At 72.1% G+C, this 20,631-nt stretch carries 19 protein-coding genes and 2 tRNA genes; 8 read left to right on the top strand and 13 right to left on the bottom strand.

The window, feature by feature from the left end:
* The first annotated feature begins 8 nt into the window (after nucleotides 1-8).
* Entirely contained in the window at nucleotides 9-1,019 is a 1,011-nt protein-coding gene (gene rsgA / locus AB0953_RS09495) for a ribosome small subunit-dependent GTPase A (protein ID WP_366858823.1), read from the top strand.
* Nucleotides 1,020-1,125: 106 nt separating this feature from the next.
* Complete coding sequence (locus tag AB0953_RS09490; protein ID WP_361914558.1) at nucleotides 1,126-1,449, top strand: multidrug efflux SMR transporter; 324 nt, start codon at nucleotides 1,126-1,128, stop codon at nucleotides 1,447-1,449.
* On the opposite strand, the gene AB0953_RS09485 is transcribed toward AB0953_RS09490, so the two are convergent.
* Complete coding sequence (locus AB0953_RS09485; RefSeq protein WP_366858822.1) at nucleotides 1,415-1,987, bottom strand: TetR/AcrR family transcriptional regulator; 573 nt, start codon at nucleotides 1,985-1,987, stop codon at nucleotides 1,415-1,417. The two genes, AB0953_RS09490 and AB0953_RS09485, sit on opposite strands and share 35 nt — an antisense overlap.
* Before the next feature lie 123 nt (nucleotides 1,988-2,110).
* On the opposite strand from AB0953_RS09485, the gene hisN reads away from it, so the two are divergent.
* Together hisN and AB0953_RS09475 are read left to right on the top strand one after the other, a co-directional pair.
* On the top strand, nucleotides 2,111-2,914 hold the full coding sequence (gene hisN, locus AB0953_RS09480; protein ID WP_366858821.1) for a histidinol-phosphatase: 804 nt from the start codon (nucleotides 2,111-2,113) through the stop codon (nucleotides 2,912-2,914).
* A 193-nt stretch (nucleotides 2,915-3,107) separates the two neighbouring features.
* Complete coding sequence (locus tag AB0953_RS09475) at nucleotides 3,108-3,503, top strand: CBS domain-containing protein (RefSeq protein ID WP_361914549.1); 396 nt, start codon at nucleotides 3,108-3,110, stop codon at nucleotides 3,501-3,503.
* 57 nt (nucleotides 3,504-3,560) lie between these two features.
* Here the strand turns inward: AB0953_RS09475 and AB0953_RS09470 are convergent, their stop codons facing one another.
* Entirely contained in the window at nucleotides 3,561-5,012 is a 1,452-nt protein-coding gene (locus AB0953_RS09470) for a catalase (protein WP_366858820.1), read from the bottom strand.
* A gap of 160 nt (nucleotides 5,013-5,172) precedes the next feature.
* On the opposite strand from AB0953_RS09470, the gene AB0953_RS09465 reads away from it, so the two are divergent.
* Nucleotides 5,173-5,589: a Fur family transcriptional regulator gene (locus AB0953_RS09465; RefSeq protein ID WP_366858819.1), complete on the top strand. Its 417-nt coding sequence runs from the start codon at nucleotides 5,173-5,175 to the stop codon at nucleotides 5,587-5,589.
* 163 nt (nucleotides 5,590-5,752) lie between these two features.
* Here AB0953_RS09465 and AB0953_RS09460 read toward each other — a convergent pair.
* From AB0953_RS09460 to AB0953_RS09445, 4 genes are all read right to left on the bottom strand, one after another.
* Nucleotides 5,753-5,826 (bottom strand) — tRNA-Met (locus tag AB0953_RS09460).
* A gap of 92 nt (nucleotides 5,827-5,918) precedes the next feature.
* The gene (locus AB0953_RS09455) at nucleotides 5,919-7,775 is read right to left on the bottom strand and encodes a tetratricopeptide repeat protein (RefSeq protein ID WP_366858818.1); all 1,857 of its coding nucleotides are present in this window, start codon (nucleotides 7,773-7,775) and stop codon (nucleotides 5,919-5,921) included.
* A 204-nt stretch (nucleotides 7,776-7,979) separates the two neighbouring features.
* A tRNA-Met gene (locus tag AB0953_RS09450) sits at nucleotides 7,980-8,053 on the bottom strand.
* A gap of 52 nt (nucleotides 8,054-8,105) precedes the next feature.
* Nucleotides 8,106-10,982: a UPF0182 family protein gene (locus AB0953_RS09445; protein ID WP_366858944.1), complete on the bottom strand. Its 2,877-nt coding sequence runs from the start codon at nucleotides 10,980-10,982 to the stop codon at nucleotides 8,106-8,108.
* Nucleotides 10,983-11,122: 140 nt separating this feature from the next.
* Here AB0953_RS09445 and AB0953_RS09440 point away from each other — a divergent pair, with 140 nt between their 5' ends.
* Complete coding sequence (locus AB0953_RS09440; RefSeq protein WP_366858817.1) at nucleotides 11,123-11,692, top strand: PPA1309 family protein; 570 nt, start codon at nucleotides 11,123-11,125, stop codon at nucleotides 11,690-11,692.
* 30 nt (nucleotides 11,693-11,722) lie between these two features.
* Here the strand turns inward: AB0953_RS09440 and AB0953_RS09435 are convergent, their stop codons facing one another.
* From AB0953_RS09435 to AB0953_RS09420, 4 genes are all read right to left on the bottom strand, one after another.
* Nucleotides 11,723-12,811, bottom strand: coding sequence for a PDZ domain-containing protein (locus AB0953_RS09435; protein WP_366858816.1), 1,089 nt, complete (start codon nucleotides 12,809-12,811; stop codon nucleotides 11,723-11,725).
* 103 nt (nucleotides 12,812-12,914) lie between these two features.
* A complete protein-coding gene (locus AB0953_RS09430) occupies nucleotides 12,915-13,112 on the bottom strand; it encodes a hypothetical protein (RefSeq protein ID WP_366858815.1) in 198 nt (65 codons plus the stop codon).
* Between the two features lie 211 nt (nucleotides 13,113-13,323).
* A complete protein-coding gene (locus AB0953_RS09425; protein WP_366858814.1) occupies nucleotides 13,324-13,785 on the bottom strand; it encodes a molybdenum cofactor biosynthesis protein MoaE in 462 nt (153 codons plus the stop codon).
* A gap of 131 nt (nucleotides 13,786-13,916) precedes the next feature.
* The gene (locus AB0953_RS09420) at nucleotides 13,917-15,092 is read right to left on the bottom strand and encodes an SDR family oxidoreductase (RefSeq protein WP_366858813.1); all 1,176 of its coding nucleotides are present in this window, start codon (nucleotides 15,090-15,092) and stop codon (nucleotides 13,917-13,919) included.
* Between the two features lie 194 nt (nucleotides 15,093-15,286).
* Here AB0953_RS09420 and AB0953_RS09415 point away from each other — a divergent pair, with 194 nt between their 5' ends.
* Nucleotides 15,287-16,738: a zinc-dependent metalloprotease gene (locus AB0953_RS09415; protein WP_366858812.1), complete on the top strand. Its 1,452-nt coding sequence runs from the start codon at nucleotides 15,287-15,289 to the stop codon at nucleotides 16,736-16,738.
* Nucleotides 16,735-17,277: an NUDIX hydrolase gene (locus AB0953_RS09410; protein WP_366858811.1), complete on the top strand. Its 543-nt coding sequence runs from the start codon at nucleotides 16,735-16,737 to the stop codon at nucleotides 17,275-17,277. The genes AB0953_RS09415 and AB0953_RS09410 overlap by 4 nt, the downstream gene beginning before the upstream one ends.
* A 105-nt stretch (nucleotides 17,278-17,382) precedes the next feature.
* On the opposite strand, the gene AB0953_RS09405 is transcribed toward AB0953_RS09410, so the two are convergent.
* Genes AB0953_RS09405 through AB0953_RS09395 form a run of 3 tightly spaced genes read right to left on the bottom strand, consistent with a single transcriptional unit; the run spans nucleotide 17,383 to nucleotide 20,571 of the window.
* Entirely contained in the window at nucleotides 17,383-18,138 is a 756-nt protein-coding gene (locus tag AB0953_RS09405) for an AIM24 family protein (RefSeq protein WP_366858810.1), read from the bottom strand.
* A gap of 19 nt (nucleotides 18,139-18,157) precedes the next feature.
* The gene (locus AB0953_RS09400; RefSeq protein WP_366858943.1) at nucleotides 18,158-18,838 is read right to left on the bottom strand and encodes an AIM24 family protein; all 681 of its coding nucleotides are present in this window, start codon (nucleotides 18,836-18,838) and stop codon (nucleotides 18,158-18,160) included.
* A 20-nt stretch (nucleotides 18,839-18,858) separates the two neighbouring features.
* Nucleotides 18,859-20,571 carry a TerD family protein gene (locus AB0953_RS09395; protein ID WP_366858809.1) on the bottom strand — a complete coding sequence of 571 codons (1,713 nt, stop codon included), beginning with the start codon at nucleotides 20,569-20,571 and terminating at the stop codon, nucleotides 18,859-18,861.
* Nucleotides 20,572-20,631: the final 60 nt, after the last annotated feature.

The following is a 20,631-nucleotide window of genomic DNA, read 5'->3' as shown; positions in this document are numbered from 1 at the left end:
GCGGCGTCATGCGCAGGTACGGCAAGCACACCGACGAGGACGACATCCGCTCCCGCCCCAACCCCAAGGGCAACCGGCCGCGGACCAGCAAGCGGCCCAAGCACGAGGACGCGGCCGAGGGGTTCGTCCTGACGGTCGACCGGGGTCGGCTCACCTGTCTGGTGGAGGACCGCACGGTCGTCGCCATGAAGGCCCGCGAGCTGGGCCGCAAGGCGGCCGTGGTCGGCGACCGGGTCTGGCTCGTCGGGGACCTGTCGGGCAGGAAGGACACCCTGGCGCGGATCGTGCGGATCGAGGAGCGCAAGTCGGTCCTGCGGCGCACCGCCGACGACGACGACCCGTACGAGCGGGTGGTCGTCGCCAACGCCGACCAGCTGGCGATCGTCACGGCGCTGGCCGACCCGGAGCCGCGGCCCCGCATGATCGACCGCTGTCTGGTGGCCGCGTACGACGCCGGGCTGGAGCCGCTGCTGGTGCTGACCAAGTCGGACCTCACCTCGCCGGACAAGATCCTGGAGATCTACGCCACGCTGGGCGTGGACTACGTGGTGACCAACCGCGAGGAGCTCGCCGCCGGGGATGCGGCGGAGCGGGTCCGCGAGCGGCTGGCCGGCCGGATCACCGCCTTCGTCGGGCATTCGGGCGTCGGCAAGACCACACTGGTGAACTCGCTGGTGGCGGAGGGCCGCCAGCGCGCCACGGGCCACGTCAACGCGGTGACCGGCCGCGGCCGGCACACCACCACCTCGGCGCTGGCGCTGCCGCTGCCCTCCGGCGACGGCTGGGTCATCGACACCCCGGGCGTGCGCTCGTTCGGCCTGCACCACGTGGACCCCTCCCGGGTGATCCTGGCCTTCCCGGACCTGGTCCCCGGTACGGAGGACTGCCCCCGCGCGTGCAGCCACGACGAGCCCGACTGCGCTCTCGACGCGTGGGTGGCGGACGGCCATGCGGATCCCGCCCGGCTGTTCTCGCTGCGGCGGCTGCTGGGCACGCGGGAGCGCCGCGAAGGGGACTGACCGTCGTCCGGTACCGGTTCGGGCGGGTTTGCCGAACGCATCGTCGGGCTACATGCTTCATCGCACGGTGTGACGCGATGTCACCTGACGCGGGGAGGCATTCGCCATGGCGTGGCTGCTGGTCGTCGCCGCCGGACTGCTGGAGACCGGTTTCGCGGTCTGCCTCAAGCTGTCCCACGGGTTCACCCGCCTGTGGCCCACGATCGCCTTCGCCGCCTTCGCGCTCGGCAGTTTCGGGCTGCTGACCCTGGCCCTGAAAAAGCTGGACGTCGGGCCGGCGTACGCGGTGTGGACCGGCATCGGGGCAGCCGGCACGGCCATCTACGGCATGGTCTTCCTCGGGGACCTGGTCTCCACCCTCAAGCTCGTCTCGATCTCGCTGGTCATCCTGGGGGTCATCGGCCTCCAGCTGTCCGGCTCGGCTCACTGACCAGCCGCAGCAGCCCCAGCAGCTCCCCGAGCCCCGGCTCCTCGGCCGGGGCTATCACGTACGACAGCGCCAGGCGCACGGCGAGCTCGCAGCGCTGGGCCCCCTCCCCCGCGGCGAGCGCGGCAGCGGCCCGGTCCCGCACGGCCCGGGCCAGGTCCCCGGGCCCCGGCGCGGGCACGCCGGGCCGTGCCGCCCGGCCGGGCGGCACGGGCAGGTTCCCGTCCCAGCTGCCCGTCAGCAGGGCCCGTACGAGAGGACGGGCCCGGGCGGCGCGCACGGTCCACTCCGCGACCGAGGCGAGGCGCTCGCCGCTGCCGGCCGGGGAGCGCAGGGCCCGGTCCACGCCGTCGAGGTACCAGTCGGCCTCGCGCCGCACCAGGGCCCGGCCCAGCCCCGCCTTGCCGCCGAACTCGTTGTAGAGGGTCTGCCGGGACACCCCGGCGGCGGCCGCGACGTCGACCATCCGCACGGACGGCCAGGGGCGCGCCAAGAGCGCCACTCCCGCCGCTTCCAGCAAGGACTCCCGGGCTGCCGGCATCCGCGCCTCCCCGCTCGACTCCCCGCCAGGATTTGACGGACCGCCAGATCCTGTCAAGGGCGCCTGCGGGTCGCACTGTGGACGGCGTTCGCCCGCCCTGCGCCGTCCCGATACTGTTCGGCCATGCCCGACTATGACGATGACCTGCGCCTCGCCCTCGAACTCGCCGACGCGGCGGACGCCGTCACGATGCAGCGCTTCCGCGCCCTGGACCTGAAGGTCGAGACGAAGCCGGACATGACCCCGGTGAGCGAGGCGGACCAGGCCGCCGAGGAGACCGTGCGGGCGGGCATCGAGGCCGCGCGCCCGGACGACGCCATCCTCGGCGAGGAGTACGGGCTGAAGGGCAGCGGCCCGCGCCGCTGGGTCGTGGACCCGATCGACGGCACCAAGAACTACGTGCGCGGCGTCCCCGTCTGGGCGACGCTCATCTCCCTGATGGAGGAGGGCCCGGACGGGGTCTTCCGGCCGGTGGTGGGCGTGGTCTCGGCGCCGGCGCTGGGCCGCCGCTGGTGGGCGGCGCAGGGCTCCGGCGCGTACGCCGGCGGTGCGCTGGGCGAACCGGCGCGGATCGGCGTGTCGCAGGTGGGATCCCTCGCCGACGCCTCGTTCGCGTACTCCTCGCTGAGCGGCTGGGAGGAGCAGGGCCGGCTGGAGGGCTTCCTGGAGCTGACGCGGCAGTGCTGGCGCACCCGCGGTTACGGGGACTTCTGGCCCTACATGATGGTCGCGGAGGGCTCGCTCGACCTGTGCGCGGAGCCGGAGTTGAACCTGTGGGACATGGCGGCGATCGCCGCCGTCGTCCAGGAGGCGGGCGGCCGGTTCACCAGCCTGGAGGGGGTGGAGGGCGTACACGGGGGGAACGCGGCGGCCTCGAACGGACTGCTGCACGAGGAGATGCTCGGCTACCTGCGCCCGCGCGCCTGAGCCGGCCGCCGGGCTGCGCCCAGACGACCGCGTGCGCCCTCTTGATTACCCTCCGTGTCCATGGGAATCTGAGAATCCTCCGCTTGTGCGCTTGTGAAGGCCTTCTCTAAGTCAGGTCCGCCGGGCCCGACGGGCGGTCTGCGCGGCGCACCCCGCCCAGGCGGAGGGACACTCCCAGGAGGTGGCTCCCTTCATGATCGTCCGTGACGCCATGAGCACCGTGATCCTCACCCTCGGCCCCGCCCACACCCTCCGGCAGGCGGCCTGCCTGATGTCCGGCCGCCGCGTCGGCGCAGCCGTCGTCCTCGACCCCGACCACAGCGGCATCGGCATCCTGACCGAACGGGACATCCTCAACTCCCTCGGCGCGGGGCACGACCCGGACAGGGAGTCCGTGGGTGCGCACACCACCAACAACGTGGTGTTCTGCACCCCGCAGGCCACGCTCCAGGAAGCCGCCGAGGCCATGGCCCACGGCGGCTTCCGGCACCTGATCGTGCTGGAGCACGGCGGGCCGGTGGGCATCGTGTCCGTCCGCGACATCATCCGCTGCTGGGTGCCGGCCCGGCGCAGCACCGTAGCCGCGTAGCCCGAAGGGCCGGACCCCGTCGCGGGGTCCGGCCCTTCGGCTCTCGGCGAGCAGCGGTCAGCCGCGCAGGGCCTGGACCGCGACCTGGAGCCGCTTGCCGAAGTCGCCGTCCGCCTGGCGGAAGTTGTCGATGGCGCGCTCGGCGATGTCCTCACGGGAGACCTGGGCGATGGACCCGGCCAGGTTCTCGATCAGACGGCCCTTCTCGTCCTCGGACATCAGGCGGTAGAGGTTGCCCGCCTGGACGAAGTCGTTGTCCTCGGAGTGGACGGGGGCCGCGTGGTCGCCGGTGACGCCGGAGACGGCGATCGGCTGCCACAGCGGGCGGTCGATCTGGTGCGGGCCGCCGAAGCTGTTGGGCTCGTAGTTCTTCGCGCCCTTGTGGCGGCCGTCGTAGAGGAAGCCGTCGCGGGAGTTGGTGCGCGCCTCGGTGGCGTGCGGGCGGTTCACCGGCAGGTGGTCGGCGTTGATGCCGACGCGGTAGCGGTGGGCGTCGCCGTAGGCGAAGAGGCGGCCCTGGAGCATCTTGTCCGGGGAGGGGCCGATGCCGGGCACGAAGTGCGCCGGGCTGAAGATCGACTGCTCTACCTCGGCGAATATGTTCTCCGGGTTGCGGTTGAGCTCCAGCTTGCCGATCTCGATCGGCGGGTAGTCCTCGTGCGGCCACACCTTGGTGAGGTCGAACGGGTTGAAGCGGTAGGTCGCCGCCTCGGCCGCCGGCATGATCTGGACCTGCACGGTCCAGGTCGGGAACTCGCCGCGCTCGATCGCCTCGCGCAGGTCGCGCTGGTGGCTGTCGGGGTCCTCGCCGGCGAGGCGGTTGGCCTCGGCCTGGGTGAGGTTCTTGATGCCCTGGTCGGTCTTGAAGTGGTACTTGACCCAGAAGACCTCACCGGCCTCGTTGTTCCACTGGAAGGTGTGCGAGCCGTAGCCGTTCATGTGGCGGTACGAGGCGGGGATGCCGCGGTCGCCGAACAGCCAGGTCACCTGGTGGGTGGACTCGGGCGACAGGCTCCAGAAGTCCCAGACGTTGTCCGCCTCGGTCGAGCCGGTGTACGGGTCGCGCTTCTGGGTGTGGATGAAGTCGGGGAACTTGATGGCGTCCTTGATGAAGAACACCGGGGTGTTGTTGCCGACCAGGTCGTAGTTGCCCTCTTCGGTGTAGAACTTCAGCGCCCAGCCGCGGGGGTCGCGCACGGCGTCGGCGGCACCGAGGTTGCCGGCGACGGTGGAGAAGCGCAGGAACGTTTCGGTCTGCTTGCCCACCTCGGAGAGGAACGTGGCGCGGGTGTACCGGGTGACGTCCGCCGTCACCGTGAAGGTGCCGTAGGCGCCGGCGCCGCGGGCGTGCACGACGCGCTCCGGGATGCGCTCGCGGTTGAAGTGGGCGAGCTTCTCGAGCAGCAGCTGGTCCTGGACGAGGACGGGCCCGCCCAGGCCTGCGGTCTCGCTGTTCTGGTTGTCGGCGACCGGAGCCCCGGCCTCCGTGGTGAGCGGTCCCTGCGTCACGTGCGCCTCCTGCGTTCTTGCTTCATGCCGTGCAGGCCTGTCCTGTCCCTGGCGTTTTCCGTACTCGATCCTACGATGGACTTTGTCTAAGTCAAGCAAGCATCCAAGTCCGCACATGATCGGGAGTTACACCCGGTCCCCTCACTGTTAGGCTGGTGCCATGAGTGACCTGCTGGAACGACTTCGCGAACGCGGATGGCGCATGACCGCACAGCGGCGCGTGGTGGCGGAGGTGCTCGACGGCGAGCACGTGCACCTGACGGCGGACGAGGTCCATGCGCGTGCCGTGGACAAGCTGCCCGAGATCTCGCGGGCGACCGTCTACAACACCCTGGGCGAGCTCGTGTCCCTCGGCGAGGTCCTGGAGGTCTCCACGGACCGGCGCGCCAAGCGGTACGACCCGAACGCCCACCGACCCCACCAGCACCTGGTCTGCGCGCAGTGCGGCGCGATCCGGGACGTGCACCCCGCCGGCAACCCGCTGGCCGACCTGCCGGACGCCGAGCGCTTCGGCTTCGTGGTCTCCGCGGTCGAGGTGACCTACCGCGGCGTGTGCCCGGAGTGCGCGGGCGCGTAGCGCGCGGGCGGCGCGGGAGCGCAAGGAGAAGCGGAAAGACAAGGGCCGGATCCTCGGGATCCGGCCCTTCTGCACGGGCGCGGCCCGGGGCCGATGGAACACCGACCGGGGAGAGGGAACGCCGAAGGCCCGAATCCAGAGGATCCGGGCCTTCGGTCTTCAGTAGCGGGGACAGGATTTGAACCTGCGACCTCTGGGTTATGAGCCCAGCGAGCTACCGAGCTGCTCCACCCCGCGTCGGTGAACCCAACGGTACGGGACGCCCCCCGACAGATGCAAATCGGTTGAACGGCGTCCGACCGGCCCGGGGCCGGTCCGCTTCGCTCCGATCAGGCGGACTGCTCCTCGGCAAGGGCGTCGCGCAGCCGTGCGGCCCGCTCGGCGACCTCCGCAGGACCCAGCTCCATGGCGCGCACGCACCACTTCTGCCCCTCGGCGAGGTCGCCGTGCCGGGCGGCCAGCAGCCCCAGCCGCAGGGCGGCCCGGCCGTGCCCGGCCACCGCGGCCCGGGTCCACCACAGGGCGGCCTCCGGCTCGTTGCCCTCGCGGGCCAGGAGCAGCCCGAGGTTGAACGCGCCGTTGCGGGAGCCGGCCTCGGCCGCCTCCCGGTACCACCGCGCCGCCACGGCCGTGTCGCCGCGGGCCGCGGCCAGCATCCCGACCCGGACCTGCGCGCGCCGGTGCCCGAGTTCGGCGGCGCGCTCGTACCACTCCTCGCTCTCCGTGCGCGGGGCGCCGCCGACCGGCTCGCCCAGCGCCGGCGGCTCCGGCGGCGGGGCCAGCGACTCCAGCAGCGCGGCCAGGCGGAACGCCGCCTCCGCGCTGCCGCCGCTCGCGGCGCACCGCAGGTGGCGCTCGGCCGCCCGCTCCTCGCCGTCGCGCACCAGGGCGATCCCGACCTGGAGGGCGGCGTCGGTGTGGCCGGCCGAGGCGGCCCGCTCGTACCACTTCAGCGCGGTGCGGTCCTCGTCGCGGCTGGCGAAGAGGATGCCCAGGTTGAAGGCGGCGTCGACGCTGCCCGCCTCCGCCGCCTTGGAGAACCACGGCTCCGCCCCGGCGGCGTCGCCGACCTGGAGCAGCATGATGGCGAGCGCGTTGGCCGCCTCGCGGTGGCCGGCGTAGGCGGCCCGCCGGTACCACTGCTCGGCCTGCGCCGTCCGGTCCTGTGCGGCGCACAGCAAAGCGAGGTTGTACGCCCCGTTCTGGTCGCCCGCGTCCATGGCGATCCGGTACCACTTCTCCGCGGTCTCGGTCTCGCCGCGGGCGGCGTGCAGGGCTCCGAGCGCGTTGGCGGCGTTGCCGTCGCCGTCCTGGGCGGCCCGCTTCCACCAGGAGATCGCACTCTCCTCGTCGCCGGCGTCGCGCAGCAGGAATCCGAGGGCGCAGGCGGCACGCGCCTCGCCCTGCTTGGCGGAGGTCAGGTACCAGCGCCCGGCCTCCTTCAGCTCGCCGCGCGCCTCCAGCAGGGCGCCGAGGTGGAGCGCGGCGCGCCGGTGGCCGCGGGCGGCGGCCTGGCGGTACCACTGCTCGGCCTCGGCGGGGTCGCCCTTCCTCAGGTGGCGGGCCAGGCGGTACGCGGCCTCGCGGTGCCCCTGCTCGGCGGCCTGCCGCAGCCAGCGCTCCACGCCCTTGTCGCCCCGGTGCTCCAGCAGCTCGGCCAGTGCGTACGCGCCCAGGGCATGGCCGGATTCCGCCGCCTGGCGCAGCCAGTACTCGGCGGCGGGCTCGTCCCCGCGCTCGCGGAAGTGGCGGCCCAGGGCGTGCGCGGCGGGGGCGGATCCTGCCACGGCGGCGACCCGCCACCAGCCCGCGGCCTCGTCGGGATAGCCGCGCTGGAGCAGCAGGACGCCGAGGTTGTTCGCGGCCGCGCGGTCCCCCTCCGCGGTGGCGCCGCGCAGGTACGGCTCGGCTCCGTCCAGGTCACCGCGGCGCAGCAGCAGGGCTCCGAGCACGCTCATCGCGCCGGGGTCGCCACGGTCGGCCGCGACCCGGTGGCGGGCCTCGAGCTCCGTGTCGCTGGCGGCCTCGGCCTCGGCGAACAGCTCATCCGCAAAACCCGCATCGGTCAGTGCGGTCTGCGCGTCAACGACCGGAGCCCCCTTGGTGACTGCTGCATCCGCTTCGGCTTCGGCCCTCACAAACCGCCCTGTCTCCAGCAGAGTTGACCTGTCCCCCATAAATCCCATCGTCGCATCACCTGCTACCCGCGTACACCTGGTATGTCGCAGCCTGTGAGGTCACTACAGCGTTTTGTCGACATGCCCACAGAGAGACAAGTCAAACACGCTCCCACCCCAACTCACCTGTCCCAGCTACCCCGTGACCCTCACGTGTCGATCGCGGGCATGACGAAGGCCCGGATCCATCAGGATCCGGGCCTTGGCCTTCAGTAGCGGGGACAGGATTTGAACCTGCGACCTCTGGGTTATGAGCCCAGCGAGCTACCGAGCTGCTCCACCCCGCGTCGGTGAAACCACACTATCACGACGCGGGACGGAGCCTTACCGGATATCGGCTCAGCCTCCCGGCTTGGGCGCCGTCAGCTTCGCCTCCGCGTCGATCGCCCGCTTCAGCGCCGCCTGCAGATCGCCCTGGGCCTTGCCGTACGCGGCCCAGTCGCCGGCCTTCATCGCCTTGTCGGCCTCCTCCAGCGCCTTCTGCGCATCCGCGAGCGCGGCCTTGACCGTCGGGTCCTGGGCCGTCTGCGGCGGGGTGGTGGTGCCCGGCGGGGTCACCGGGGTCGTCGGCACCGTCGGCGCCTCCGCCCCGAACACCACGTTCAGCGCCTTCTCCAGCGAGTCCTCGAACGCGGTCTGGCCGCCGTACGTCACGAGCACCTTGCGCAGCAGCGGGTACTTCAGCCCCGAGCTGCGCACGTACACCGGCTCGACGTAGAGCATCCCGCCGTCGAGCGGCACCGCGAGCAGGTTGCCGTACTCCACCTCGGAGTCGCCGCCGCGCAGCAGCCGGATCGACTCGGCGATCTTCGGCTCGGACTGGAACTTGCTCTGCACCTGCTTGGGGCCGTCGACCGGCTTGCTCGTCGGCAGCTTCAGGATGCGGATCTTGCCGTAGTCCGTGCTGCCCGGGTCGGCGTTCACCGCCATGAAGGCGCTCAGGTTGTCCCGCTCGTTCGGCGTGAAGGTCGTCGTGAGCGAGAAGACCTGGTCCTTCTCCTTCTGGTCCGGCATCTTCATCGACAGGTAGTACGGGGGGACCGCCGTGCCGGCCTTGGTCGTCGGGTCGTCCGGGACGTCCCAGGCCTCGCTGCCGCTGAGGAAGGTCTGCGGGTCCGTGACGTGGTACCGGGTCAGCAGCTCGCGCTGGACCTTGAACAGGTCCTGGGGATACCGCAGGTGGTCCATCAGCGGCTTGGCGATCTCGCTCTTCGGCTTGACCGTGCCGGGGAAGGCCTTCATCCAGGTCTTCAGGACCGGGTCCTCGGTGTCCCACTGGTAGAGGCTGACCGTGCCGTCGTACGCGTCGACGGTCGCCTTCACCGAGTTGCGGATGTAGTTGACCCGGTTCTCCTGGGCCACGACCGCGCGCTGGCTGTTGGTCAGCGAGTCCGCGGTGCTCTGGCCGAGGGTGGTGCGCGAGGCGTAGGGGTAGCCGTTGGTCGTCGTGTACGCATCGACGATCCACTTGATGCGGCCCTCGACGACCGCCGGGTAGGGGGCGCCGTCGATGGTCAGCCACGGGGCCACTGCCTCGACGCGCTCCTTGGGCGTGCGGTGGTACAGGATCCGCGAACCGTCGCCGATGGCGCCGGAGTAGAGGATCTGCGGCTCGCTGAAGGTCAGGGCGTACGCGGCCCGGTTGACCGGGTTGTCGAGGCTGACGCCGGAGTCGCCCTTGTAGCTCGTCTCCTTCTCGCCCTTGTCGTCCGAGTAGTCGAGCTCCTTCTGCGGTCCGCCGACGATCGAGTACTGCTTCGTCTGCTCGCCGTAGTAGATGCGCTGCTCGAAGTCCGTGCCGAACATGCCCTTGGAGGGCAGGTCGGACTGGGTGAAGTCAGGGGCGCCCTGCTCGCCGACGGTGGTGCCCTTGGCGGCGACCACGCCGTAGCCGTGCGTGTACTTGAAGTGGTCGTTGATCCAGTTGTTCTTCGGGATGCCGCCGATGTTCAGCTCGCGCAGGCCGATCACCGTGTCCTGGCCGCTGTAGCGGTCCACGGCCAGCGTGGACGGGAAGGCGTAGTAGCCCTTGACCTGCTGGAGCTGCTGGAAGGCCGGGGAGACGATGTTCGGGTCGAGCAGGCGCACGCTGGCCGTGGTGTTGGCCGCCTGGCGCAGCCTGGCCTTGTCGTCGCTCTGCGGCACGCCGGGGTAGTCCTTGACCTCGGAGCCGTCGATCCCGTACGCGTCGCGCGTCGCCTTGATGTTCTTCTCGACGTAGGGCGATTCCTTGGCCTGCTCGTTGGGCTGGACCTGGAACTTCTGCACGATCGCCGGGTAGAGCCCGCCGATGAGGATCGCCGAGAGCACCATCAGGCCGAAGCCGATCACCGGCAGCTGCCAGGTCCGGCGCCACAGCGTCGCGAAGAACAGCGCGGCGCAGATGGCGGCGATGGCGACGAGGATGGTCTTGGCCGGCAGGTAGGCGTTGGCGTCGACGTAGCGCAGGCCGGTCCAGTTGTCGGCCGCCTTGAAGTCGCTGGACTTCACGGCCAGGCCGTAGCGGTCGAGCCAGTACGCGACGGCCTTCAGCGTGACGAAGAGGCCCAGCAGCACCGACAGGTGCCCGGTCGCCGCGGCGGTGGCCCGGGCGCCGGGGCTGGTCACGCGCAGCCCGCCGTACAGGTAGTGCACGACGACCGCGGCGATCACCGACAGCACGACCGCGGCGAAGCCGAAGCCGAGCAGGAAGCGGTACCAGGGCAGGTTGAAGGTGTAGAACGACACGTCCAGGTGGAACTGGGGGTCCTTCGTGCCGAAGGGCACCCCGTTCACGTACATCAGCCAGGTCTTCCACTGGCCCGCCGCCGAGGCGCCCGCGATCATCCCGACGAGCGCGGCGATGCCGAAGAGCAGCCACTTCCTGTACGGCGCGACGCTCATCCGGTAGCGGTCGAGGCTCTGCTGCTCCATCGACATGGCGGACAGCGGCGGCCGCAGCCGGTACGCCAGCCAGATGTTCAGCCCGACCGCACCCGCCATCAGCAGGCCGAAGACGGCGAACAGGCCGATCTTGGTCCACAGGGTGGTGGTGAAGACGGAGGAGTACTTCACGGAGCGGAACCAGAGCCAGTCGGTCCAGAAGCCCGCGAACATGATGAAGGCCATGCCCAGGACGGCCAGCACGCCCAAGGTCATCAGAAGCGTGCGGGCGCGCCGGGAGGGGCGGCCGACTCTCATCCGTGGCCCTGAGGGGCCTGAGCCGCGGTCCGGCATCTGGAAAGCCAAGGTGCGCACCTCGAAAGCTGGGTCTCGTGACTGGACATTTCTAAAGCTGGGCACCCGATCGTAGAGCCCACTCGTGCAACTTACGGAGGCATTGGTCAGTTCCCGTTATCGGCCGGAAAGGAGGCAGGATGTTGTCCATGTCCAACGTTTCCCCCTCCCCCGGCACCCCCATGGCGGCCAGCCCGCTGACCCGTGCCTGCCTCGAGATCGACGAGTACGCGGCCGGCCTCGGCTGGGACCAGCCGGCCCGGCTGTTCGCGCTCGTCGACACGGCCCGGCTCCGCAGGCAGGAGCCCCGCCTCGCCGGCCAGCTCGGCGTCGACACCGATGACGCCGGCCGGTCCTCCCTGACCCCGATCGAGCAGGACGAGCTGCCCGCCGGGACTCCCCTCGACAAGTTCCTCGGCACCGTGGCCTGGCCCGACGCGGTGGTCGGCTGCGCGCTGACCGTGGAGCGGCTGATGCTGCCGCCGTCGGCGGAGGCCTCCGTACCGGAGGGGCTGAGCGACAAGCAGCTCGCGAAGTGGGTCGCCGGGCACCCGGAGCGGCAGGAGGTCCGGCTGACCGTGGCCGTGCTGCGCGACGGCTCGCGCGAGTCGGCCGTACGGCTGCGCGAGAAGGACTCCCCGACCGAGGTGCTCACCGGCGCGGGCCTGGTGCCGGGGCTGGCCGAGGCGCTGGCCGCGACCTTCTCGTAGGGGCCGCGCGGGGCGGGGCGGCCGGGGCGGTCAGGACGTGGCGCAGCGCGGCAGCCCGGCCGTGTCCCCCTTGCCGATCTTCTCCACGGCCTGCTTCGCCTCGGCGAGCGTGGAGACCTTGACCAGGGTCAGGCCGTCGGGGGTGTCCTTGGCGGCCGCCGCGCAGTTCTCGGCGGGGGTCAGGAAGTACTCGGCGCCGGCCCTGCGGGCTCCGATGGTCTTCATCTCGATGCCGCCGATGGGGCCGACCTTGCCGGTGTCCTCGATGGTGCCGGTGCCCGCGACGAACCGGCCGCCGGTCAGGTCGCCGGGGGTGAGCTTGTCGACGATGCCTAGGGAGAACATCAGGCCCGCGCTGGGGCCGCCGACGTCGGCGAGCTTGATGTCGATCGGGAACGGGAAGGTGTGGGCGGTGCCCGCGCGGATGCCGACGATGGCGTGGCCGTCGTCCGGCGCCTTGCCCGTGTTGATCGTGACCTCGGAGGTGCCGGTGGGCTCGCGGTGCGCCTTCTGGGCCTCGGCCGCCTCGGCGGCGGGCACGACGGCGAAGGTGACGGGCTCGCCCGGCTTGTGCTTGGTGACCAGCTTGGCCACGTCCGCGGGGGCGGTGACGGCGGTGCCGTCCACGGAGCGGACCACGTCGCCCGCGTGCAGCCTGCCCTCGGCGGGGCTGCCCTTGACGACGGAGGAGACCACCACGCGGGTCGGGACGTCGATGCCCAGTTCCTTCAGGGCCGCCACCTTGGCGCTCTCCTGGGACTGGCTGAACTCCTCGGCGTTCTCCTGCGTGGACTGCTGCTCCGTCTTCCCGTTCGGGTAGAGGTTCTCGTGCGGGACGACGATGTTGTCGCCGGCCAGCCAGCCGTAGACCGCTTCGAGGACGTTCATCTCGTAGTCCGCGCCGGTCACGCGCACGGTCGTCATGTTCAGGTGCCCGCTCGTGGGGTACGTCTTGCGCTCGCCGATGCTGATGACCGGCTCGCCGTGCGAGTCGCCGAGCGTGTTCACGGTGGGTCCGGGGCTCATCTCGGAGTACGGGACCGTGGTGAACACCCCCGTGCAGAGCAGCGCGAACAGCATGAGGGTGGCGGCGAGCATCGTCGCAGTGCGGCGTGGCATGGATCGACAGTACGGGACGGGCCTCGGGGACGGCCGCCGGGGCCGGGCCGCGCACGGGCCGGCGCGGAGGTCTCAGGGGTTCCCGCGGGACGCGTCGACCGCGTCAGACCGTGTCGGAACCGGAGTGGGCCGCTGCCTTCGCCGTCGTCCGCTCGGACCTGTCCATGGCTTCCCGGAACCTCGCGTACCCCGCCAGTTCGGATATGTCGCCCTGGGTGCGGTCGCGGGCCGCCCAGCTTCCCCATATGGCCGCGCCTATCGCGGCGATCAGCGGAATCAGCAACCACGCCAATGACGCCATGGACGTGCCTCCCTACCCCGAAAGTGCGTGTCGTTGTGGCTTCAACGCTCCTGCCCAGGGGGGGGTTACGCAAATCGAGGGCGTGTTGCGCGGCCGATCGGGTGGGACAGTACTCCGTGCGGGGGACGGGGGCGCGGGCGGGGGGCCTGTGCGTCGCGGGCGGGGGGCCTGTGCGTCGCCCCCCGACCGGTACGGCGGCCGCGGGCGGGCGTCAGCAGGCGCCGACCCACTCCTCGGTGCCGTCCGAGAAGCGCTGGTGCTTCCAGATCGGGACCTCGTGCTTGAGGTCGTCGATGAGCATCCGGCAGGCCTCGAAGGCCTCGCCGCGGTGCGGGCAGGAGACGGCCACGACGACGGCGAGGTCGCCCACGGTCAGGTCGCCGATGCGGTGGACGGCGGCCAGGGCGCGGACGGGGTACTTCGCCACCACGCGCTCGGCGATGCGGCGCATCTCGGCCTCGGCCGTCGGGTGGCAGGAGTAGCCGAGCGCGTCCACGTCGGCCCCGCTGTCGTGGTTGCGCACCGTGCCGACGAAGAGCGTCGTGCCTCCCGCGGCGTCGTCGCCGACGGCCTGGAAGACCTCGTCGATCGACAGCGGGGTCTCACGGATCGCGAGCAGCCGGATGGGGTCCGGAGCGGCCTGCTCGCCGGGGTGGTCGAAGTGCGGTGCCATGCAGCCATCGTGCACCACCGCTCTCACATCGCGATATAGCCGATTCGACCGGGTGTACGGGCCAAGGGTATGGAGCCTCCTACAGGATCGCGGCCGGACGGCGCCGGCCCGGGGGCGGTCGCGGGCCGGCGTCAGATGCCGCGGCGCCTGCGGGCCCGGCGGACCACGGCGGCGGCGCCCAGCAGGGCCACCGTCGCGCCGGCGGCGCCCGCCGCGGTGGCGTCCTTGCGGCCCAGGCGGCGGCCCGCGACGGTGTGCCGGCCCGCGACCTCCTGCAGCAGCTCGGCCAGCACCTCCTCGTTGGTCCAGCGCGGCCGCCAGCCCGCCGCGTGCAGCCCGCTGACGCTGACCACCCACGGGTGCATCGTGTACGCGAGGTCGCCCGCCGGGGACGGTGTCAGGCCGATCCGGTGCAGCCGGGCCGCGGCGCCCAGCGCCACCGCCGAGGGGAGCTCCATGCGGCGGATGCCGCTGAGCTCCTCGACCTCCTCCTGCTCGAGCCAGCCCTCGCAGCCGACCGCGAGCTCGCCCTCGACCTTCTCCAGGGCGGCGTACTCCAGCGCGCTGACCAGGTCCTCGACGTGGCAGAACTGCCAGGTCGGGCGGGAGCCGGCCACCACGAGCAGGCGCGGGGACTCGAAGTAGCGGGTCAGCGCCGTGTCCGTGCCGCCGACCAGCACGGCCGGGCGGATCACCGTCACGTTCAGCCCGGGGTGGGCGCGCGGTGCCCGTCGGCCCAGCCGCTCGATCTCCAGGAGGTCGCCGACGCCGGTGGCCTCGGCCGTGGCCCGCAGCTCGGAGTCCTCCGACAGCGGGATGTCGTTGTCCGGCAGCGCCCCGTAGACCATCGCCGAGGTGCACAGCACGACGCGGCGCACCCCGGCCGCGGCGGCGGCCGTCAGCACCGTCTGGGTGCCGCGCACGTTGTACGCCGTACGGGCCGCGGGGTCGGTCTCGAGGTCGAGGTCGAGCGCGAGGTGGACGACGACGTCGCTGCCGCGCAGCTTGTCGGCGATCGCCGGGTCCCGTACGTCCAGGACGTGCCACTGGGCCTCCGCGCAGTCCCCGCGCCGCTCGTCGATCGCGACGACCTGCTTGACCTCCTCGGAGGCGGCCAGGCGCTTCACCAGGGCCGCGCCGACGCCCGACGCGGCGCCGGTGACCGCGATCACCGGGCCGGGCCGGCGGGGGCCCTGCTGGTTTCGCGGCCGGCGAACACCCTGCGTGCCGTCGCCGTGCTCAGGGCGGTTCTCGTCGAGCGGCGCGCGGCCGTGCTTATCCGAAAACTGCGGATCCGGGGAACTCACCAGGCGTCTCCAGCGGTTGTCTTCAGTAGGCACGCGCCCGTGACGCGTACCCACCAGGTGATGTCCATCCTGCCGCAGCCCAGGAGCCGGCGGAGCACCGAGCCCGGAACCGGGTGTGGTGTCTACGCTGGGTGGTGTTGTGGGACCACTTGCCCGCCGGCGCCCGCCGGCGGCCCTACGAGCCGAGGAAACCCGTGAGCGACACCCCATTCGGATTCGGCCTTCCGCCGGAGGAGCCGGAGAACGGCGACGAGGGCAAGAAGAAGGGCGGCGGCCAGGGCGGCCCCAATCCGTTCGGGTTCGGCGGCTTCGGCCTGCCCGGCGGCGGGGCGGGCGGGCAGGGCGGTGCGGACAACCCGTTCGCCGCGATGTTCGGCCAGATGAACCCCGCCGACCTGGGCGCGGCCTTCCAGCAGCTGGGCCAGATGCTGAGCTACGAGGGCGGTCCCGTGAACTGGGACATGGCCAAGGACGTCGCCCGCCGGACCGTCGCCCAGGGCACCTCGGACGGTGTGAAGGACGCGAGCGTCGGCATCGCGGAGAAGTCCGCCGTGGAGGAGGCCGTGCGCCTGGCCGACCACTGGCTGGACGACGTGACCTCCCTCCCCTCGGGCGCGACCACGGCCGTCGCCTGGAGCCGCGCCGAGTGGGTCGAGGCGACCCTGCCGGTGTGGAAGGAGCTCGTGGACCCGGTCGCCGAGCGCGTCGGCGCGGCGATGGGCAGCGTCGTGCCCGAGGAGATGCAGGCCATGGCGGGCCCGCTGCTCGGCATGATGCGCTCCATGGGCGGGGCCATGTTCGGCCAGCAGATCGGCCAGGCCGTGGGCGTGCTCGCGGGCGAGGTCGTCGGCTCCACCGACATCGGGCTGCCTCTGGGCCCGGCCGGCAAGGCGGCGCTGCTGCCGCTGAACATCCAGGGCTTCGGCAAGGACCTCGGGGTGCCCTCGGAGGAGGTCCGGCTGTACCTGGCCCTGCGCGAGGCGGCGCACGCCCGGCTGTTCGCGCACGTGCCGTGGCTGCGCTCGCACCTGTTCGGCGCGGTCGAGGGGTACGCGCGCGGCATCAAGGTCGACACCTCCAAGCTGGAGGACGTGGTCGGTCAGATCGACCCGACCAACCCGGAGCAGCTGCAGGAGGCCCTGCAGGGCGGCATGTTCCAGCCGCAGGACACCCCCGAGCAGAAGGCCGCGCTGGCCCGCCTGGAGACGGCCCTCGCGCTGGTCGAGGGCTGGGTGGACGCGGTGGTCCACGAGGCGGCCAAGCCCCGGCTGACCTCGGCGGACGCGATGCGCGAGACCATGCGGCGGCGGCGCGCCTCGGGCGGCCCGGCGGAGCAGACGTTCGCGACGCTGATCGGGCTGGAGCTGCGGCCGCGCCGGCTGCGGGACGCCTCGCGGCTGTGGGCCTCGCTGACCGATGCGCGCGGCGTGGAGGGGCGCGACGGGCTGTGGGAGCACCCGGACATGCTGCCGACGGCCTCCGACCTCGACGACCCGGACGGCTTCGTCCACCGCGAGCAGCTGGACTTCTCCGAGATCGACAAGATGCTCGGCGAGGCGGCGCAGCGGCGCGAGCAGGGCGACAATGGCGGCGACAAGGGCGGCGACGAGGGCGGCAGCCGGGGCGAGGGTGAGGACGGGAAGTGAGCCTGTACGAGGACGCCGTCCTGGTCCTGAAGGGGTACGAGGGCCGCGACGAGCAGCAGAGCGCCCTGCGCGAGGTCTACCTCGAGCACCTGGCGGCGCATCCCGACGGGGTCTACAAGCCCTGTCAGGCCGGGCACGTCACGGGCAGCGCGCTGGTGATCGACCCCGTGGGCGGCCGCGTGCTGCTGACCCTGCACAAGAAGCTCGGCCTGTGGTTGCAGATGGGCGGGCACTGCGAGCCCGGTGACGCCACGCTCGCCGCGGCGGCGATGCGCGAGGCGGTCGAGGAGTCGGGCATCGCCTCGGGGCTGACGCTGCTGGCGGGCGGGCCGGTGCGGCTGGACCGGCATCCGATCCCGGCGCCCTGCAACTGGCACCTCGACGTGCAGTACGCGGCGCTGGCCCCGGCCGGTGCGACCGCGGAGATCAGCGACGAGTCGCTGGACCTGCGCTGGTTCCCGTACGAGGAGGTTGCGGCGGTGGCCGACACCTCGGTGGTGCGGCTGGTCGAGGCGACCCGGGCGCGACTGGGCGCGTGAGCAGAGCCGCCCGCCGGCCGACCCGCTCGGGCGGCGGGGCGCCCGTGTGATGTGCGAGGGGCGGGGCCGCCGGTGCGGCCCCGCCCCTCGGCGGTGGTGGAGCGCTCAGTTCCAGACGTTGTTCTGGTTCTGGGCGTGGGCCCCGTGCTGGCCCATGCCGAACTGCGCGGCGATGCCCTGCCCGAGCTGCGCGTTCTGCGGCGGCAGCACCTCGCTGGGCTGCACCAGGGCGAAGCCGGTTCCGAGGAAGCTGAGCTCCCAGCCCTCGCCGGTGTTGCCGCGGCGCCGCCAGACGCCCGAGGAGTGCGTCTGGGCCTGCATCTGCACGCGCAGCGAGGTGGACCAGGCGACGATCGCGTCGGCGTCCACGTTGACGTACTTGTCCGGGGTGACCTGCATCATCAGCGGCTGCCCGGAGGTCATCAGGGCCACCTTGCCGCGGCCGGTGATGTTCAGCTGGTACTTGCCGGAGCCGGAGATCCCGTACTGGCTGTCCACCGCGATGACCTCGGCGTGCAGGCTGGAGTCCATGGCCAGGACGTAGCTGCTGTCGACCGTGAGGCCCTCGTGGTCCACGTCGAGGACGTGCACGTGCTGGGCGAGGTTGGCGAAGTAGACCGTGCCCTGCCCGGAGCAGCGCATCAGGTCCAGGCCCTCGCCGGTGCGGCGGCGGGCGCCCCGCTGGCTGCTGCTCTGGTACTCGCCGTCGAAGTCGATGATCCCCTGGTAGGCGACCATGGAGCCCTTGCGGGCGAGGACGTCGTCGGAGCCGGCCAGGGTGACCCGCAGCAGCTGCGGGTTCTGGACGGTGTACCGGTCCTGGGACTGCTGTTCGGCGTGGCCGAAAAGTGAGCTCTGCATGATGTGTGTCCGCTCCCCCTCAGCCCCGGGTCCGGAGCCGGTCGGTGCTGTCCTCGCTGGGCTGTACGACGACGATGCCCTGGCCGGAGAAGGCCATCTGGTAGGCCTCCCCGCTGCCCCGGCCGATCATCGACGAGGCCTTGAAGCTGCGCTTCCCCTTCACCTTGAGGTTCGGCGACCACGCGACGAGCGCGTCCGGGTCGACGTAGGTCTCGTCCTCGCCGCGGCCGCAGTCGACGACGATGGGGGTGCCGCGGGAGGTGATGGCCACCCAGCCGGTGCCGGCGATCTGCACGTTGAACAGGCCCTGGCCGGCGAACTTGGCCATGCCCTTGACCCGCTCGACGCCCCACTGGAGGTGGGCGTCGAAGGCGAGGACGTTGGTGCCGTTGACCGACAGGGCGTCGTTGTCGAGGTGGATGACGACGACGTCGGCGCCGTAGTCGGCGAGGTAGAGCAGGCCGTCGCCGGTGCACTTCATCAGCGGGGTGCCCTCGCCGGTGAGCCACTGCGAGGCCATCTGGCGCAGGGCCGGCGGGTTGGGCTCGTACTGGACGAAGCCCTCGTAGGCGACCATCGATCCGGTGCGGGCGAAGAGGTCCTGGCCGCTCTGCATGGCGACCTTGAGCATCGCGCGGCCGTGGTTCTCCATGCGGGCCGTGACGGGGGTGGGGGCGTAGCCCGCGAGCTGCTGGTTCATTGCGTTCATGACGGGCTCCCTCAGACCTCGTACGGCTGGACGACGATGAAGTTGCCGGGGGCACCGCGGAATTGGAGGTTCACGGTCTCCCCGCTGTGGCCCGGGTAGGCGTTGCGGCGCAGCCGGACCTGGCTGGAAACGATCACCTGGGAGGCCGCGGACCACGCCACGATGGCGTTGCTGTCGGCGAAGGTGGTCGGGGTGACGGGCAGCACGACGGGGGTGCCGTGCGTCTTGACGATCACGGTGCCGGTGCCCTGGAAGAGCATGGTGAACAGGGCTCCGCCCGGGATGCCGTGGCCCTCGATGCGGCGGACCTCGTGGTGCAGGGACTCGTCGAAGGCGAGGACGCTCTCGGAGGAGACGCAGATGCCGTCGCCCTGGAGCTCGATGGCGTGCAGGTGGGCGCCGTTCTCGGCGAGGAAGACCTGGCCGCGGCCGCTGCACCGCATCAGCTGCATCTCCTGGCCGGTGGCGTTGCCGACGATGCGGCCGGCGAAGCCGGCTCCCTTGTAGCTGAAGTCCACCTTGCCCTGGTAGAGAACCATGCTGCCCTGGCGGGCGAGCACGGGCTGGCCGCCCATTGCCAGGTCGACGCGCATCAGCTGCTGGTTCTGCGCCGTCCAGCGGGCGCCCGTGGGCACCTCCTTGTACGGCTGGAGGGCCGCGCCGAGGCCGCCGCCGGGGGCCTGCGGGGCCGCCTGGCCGTAACCGGGCGCGGGCTGCTGGCCGTACGGGGGCGGCTGCTGGCCGGGGACCTGGCCGTAGCCGGGCTGCTGCTGGCCGTAGGGCGCGGGGGCCGGGGCCGGCGGCGGGACCTGGCCGTAACCGGGCTGCTGGTGGCCGTAGCTCGGCTGCGGCGGCTGCGGGACCTGGCCGTAGGAGGGCGGGCCCGGCTGCTGCGGCGGGGGCGGCTGTCCGTACGGGGCGGGGGCCTGCGGCGCCTGCGGGGCGATGGGGCCCACCATGGTGGGCGCCGAGTGAACCGGGGCGGGCGCGGCCGGCGGGGCGGGCTGCTGGTACTGCGGGGCGGGGGCCTGGGGTTGCGGGGCCTGGGGGGCCTGCGGCTGCGCGGGTGCCTGGACCGGGGCCCCGAAGGAGGGGGCGGGGGCGGCGGCCGGCGGCGGGGCGAAGGCGGGGGCGGCGGCCTGGGCCGGGGCGGCCTGCTGCGCCTGGGCCGGGGCCTGCTGCTCCTGCTCGTCCTCCTCGGCGACCTCGCCGCCGAAGTTCTTCAGCAGGGCGGCGAGTCCGCCGTCGAAGCCCTGGCCGACGGCGGCGAAGCGCCACACGTCCTTGAGGTAGAAGTCGCCGAGCATCACCGCGCGCTCGGTGCTGAACTCCGCGCCCGTGAACGAGTACCGCACGACCTCCTCGCCGCCGGCCACGATCCGGATGTAGCCGGGGCCGATCTGCGACATCTGGCCGGGGCCGTCGATGGTGGCGGTGAAGGACAGCTTGTGGATGGCGGCCGGGATGCGGTCCAGGGTCACCCGGAACGACTCGGTGTCACCCGCCTGCGGGCCGAGCTGCTGGATCGACTCCTCCGGCGACTTCGGCTGGTTGTAGAAGACGAAGTAGCGGTCGTCCGACAGCCGCTCATCGGCGTCGAGGCCGAAGCAGCTGATGTCGAAGGCGAGTCCCGGCCCGGCGATCTGGACGCCCACGTACAGATCGGTGCCTGCCGTCAGATCGCTGATCCTGGCCTTGTGACCGCGTTGGAATTCCCTGGCCATACGTAACGACCGTCCCCCATCCCGACAGTGAATTGCGTGCCGCTCAGGCTAGCCCCATCC

Source organism: Streptomyces sp. NPDC046866 (assembly GCF_040704625.1).
Lineage (GTDB): Bacteria > Actinomycetota > Actinomycetes > Streptomycetales > Streptomycetaceae > Streptomyces.
This window is presented reverse-complemented; position numbering and strand designations above follow the sequence as displayed.

Excerpts from the sequence above, each read along its gene's own strand:
- AB0953_RS09455 (WP_366858818.1), bottom strand. The coding sequence starts at position 7,775 with ATGGGATTTATGGGGGACAGGTCAACTCTGCTGGAGACAGGGCGGTTT.
- AB0953_RS09400 (WP_366858943.1), bottom strand. The coding sequence starts at position 18,838 with ATGAACCAGCAGCTCGCGGGCTACGCCCCCACCCCCGTCACGGCCCGC.
- AB0953_RS09425 (WP_366858814.1), bottom strand. The coding sequence starts at position 13,785 with ATGGCACCGCACTTCGACCACCCCGGCGAGCAGGCCGCTCCGGACCCC.
- AB0953_RS09435 (WP_366858816.1), bottom strand. The coding sequence starts at position 12,811 with ATGCCACGCCGCACTGCGACGATGCTCGCCGCCACCCTCATGCTGTTC.
- AB0953_RS09485 (WP_366858822.1), bottom strand. The coding sequence starts at position 1,987 with ATGCCGGCAGCCCGGGAGTCCTTGCTGGAAGCGGCGGGAGTGGCGCTC.
- AB0953_RS09405 (WP_366858810.1), bottom strand. The coding sequence starts at position 18,138 with ATGCAGAGCTCACTTTTCGGCCACGCCGAACAGCAGTCCCAGGACCGG.
- AB0953_RS09490 (WP_361914558.1), top strand. The coding sequence starts at position 1,126 with ATGGCGTGGCTGCTGGTCGTCGCCGCCGGACTGCTGGAGACCGGTTTC.
- AB0953_RS09395 (WP_366858809.1), bottom strand. The coding sequence starts at position 20,571 with ATGGCCAGGGAATTCCAACGCGGTCACAAGGCCAGGATCAGCGATCTG.
- AB0953_RS09475 (WP_361914549.1), top strand. The coding sequence starts at position 3,108 with ATGATCGTCCGTGACGCCATGAGCACCGTGATCCTCACCCTCGGCCCC.
- AB0953_RS09445 (WP_366858944.1), bottom strand. The coding sequence starts at position 10,982 with ATGCCGGACCGCGGCTCAGGCCCCTCAGGGCCACGGATGAGAGTCGGC.
- hisN (WP_366858821.1), top strand. The coding sequence starts at position 2,111 with ATGCCCGACTATGACGATGACCTGCGCCTCGCCCTCGAACTCGCCGAC.
- AB0953_RS09430 (WP_366858815.1), bottom strand. The coding sequence starts at position 13,112 with ATGGCGTCATTGGCGTGGTTGCTGATTCCGCTGATCGCCGCGATAGGC.
- rsgA (WP_366858823.1), top strand. The coding sequence starts at position 9 with ATGCGCAGGTACGGCAAGCACACCGACGAGGACGACATCCGCTCCCGC.
- AB0953_RS09465 (WP_366858819.1), top strand. The coding sequence starts at position 5,173 with ATGAGTGACCTGCTGGAACGACTTCGCGAACGCGGATGGCGCATGACC.
- AB0953_RS09440 (WP_366858817.1), top strand. The coding sequence starts at position 11,123 with ATGTTGTCCATGTCCAACGTTTCCCCCTCCCCCGGCACCCCCATGGCG.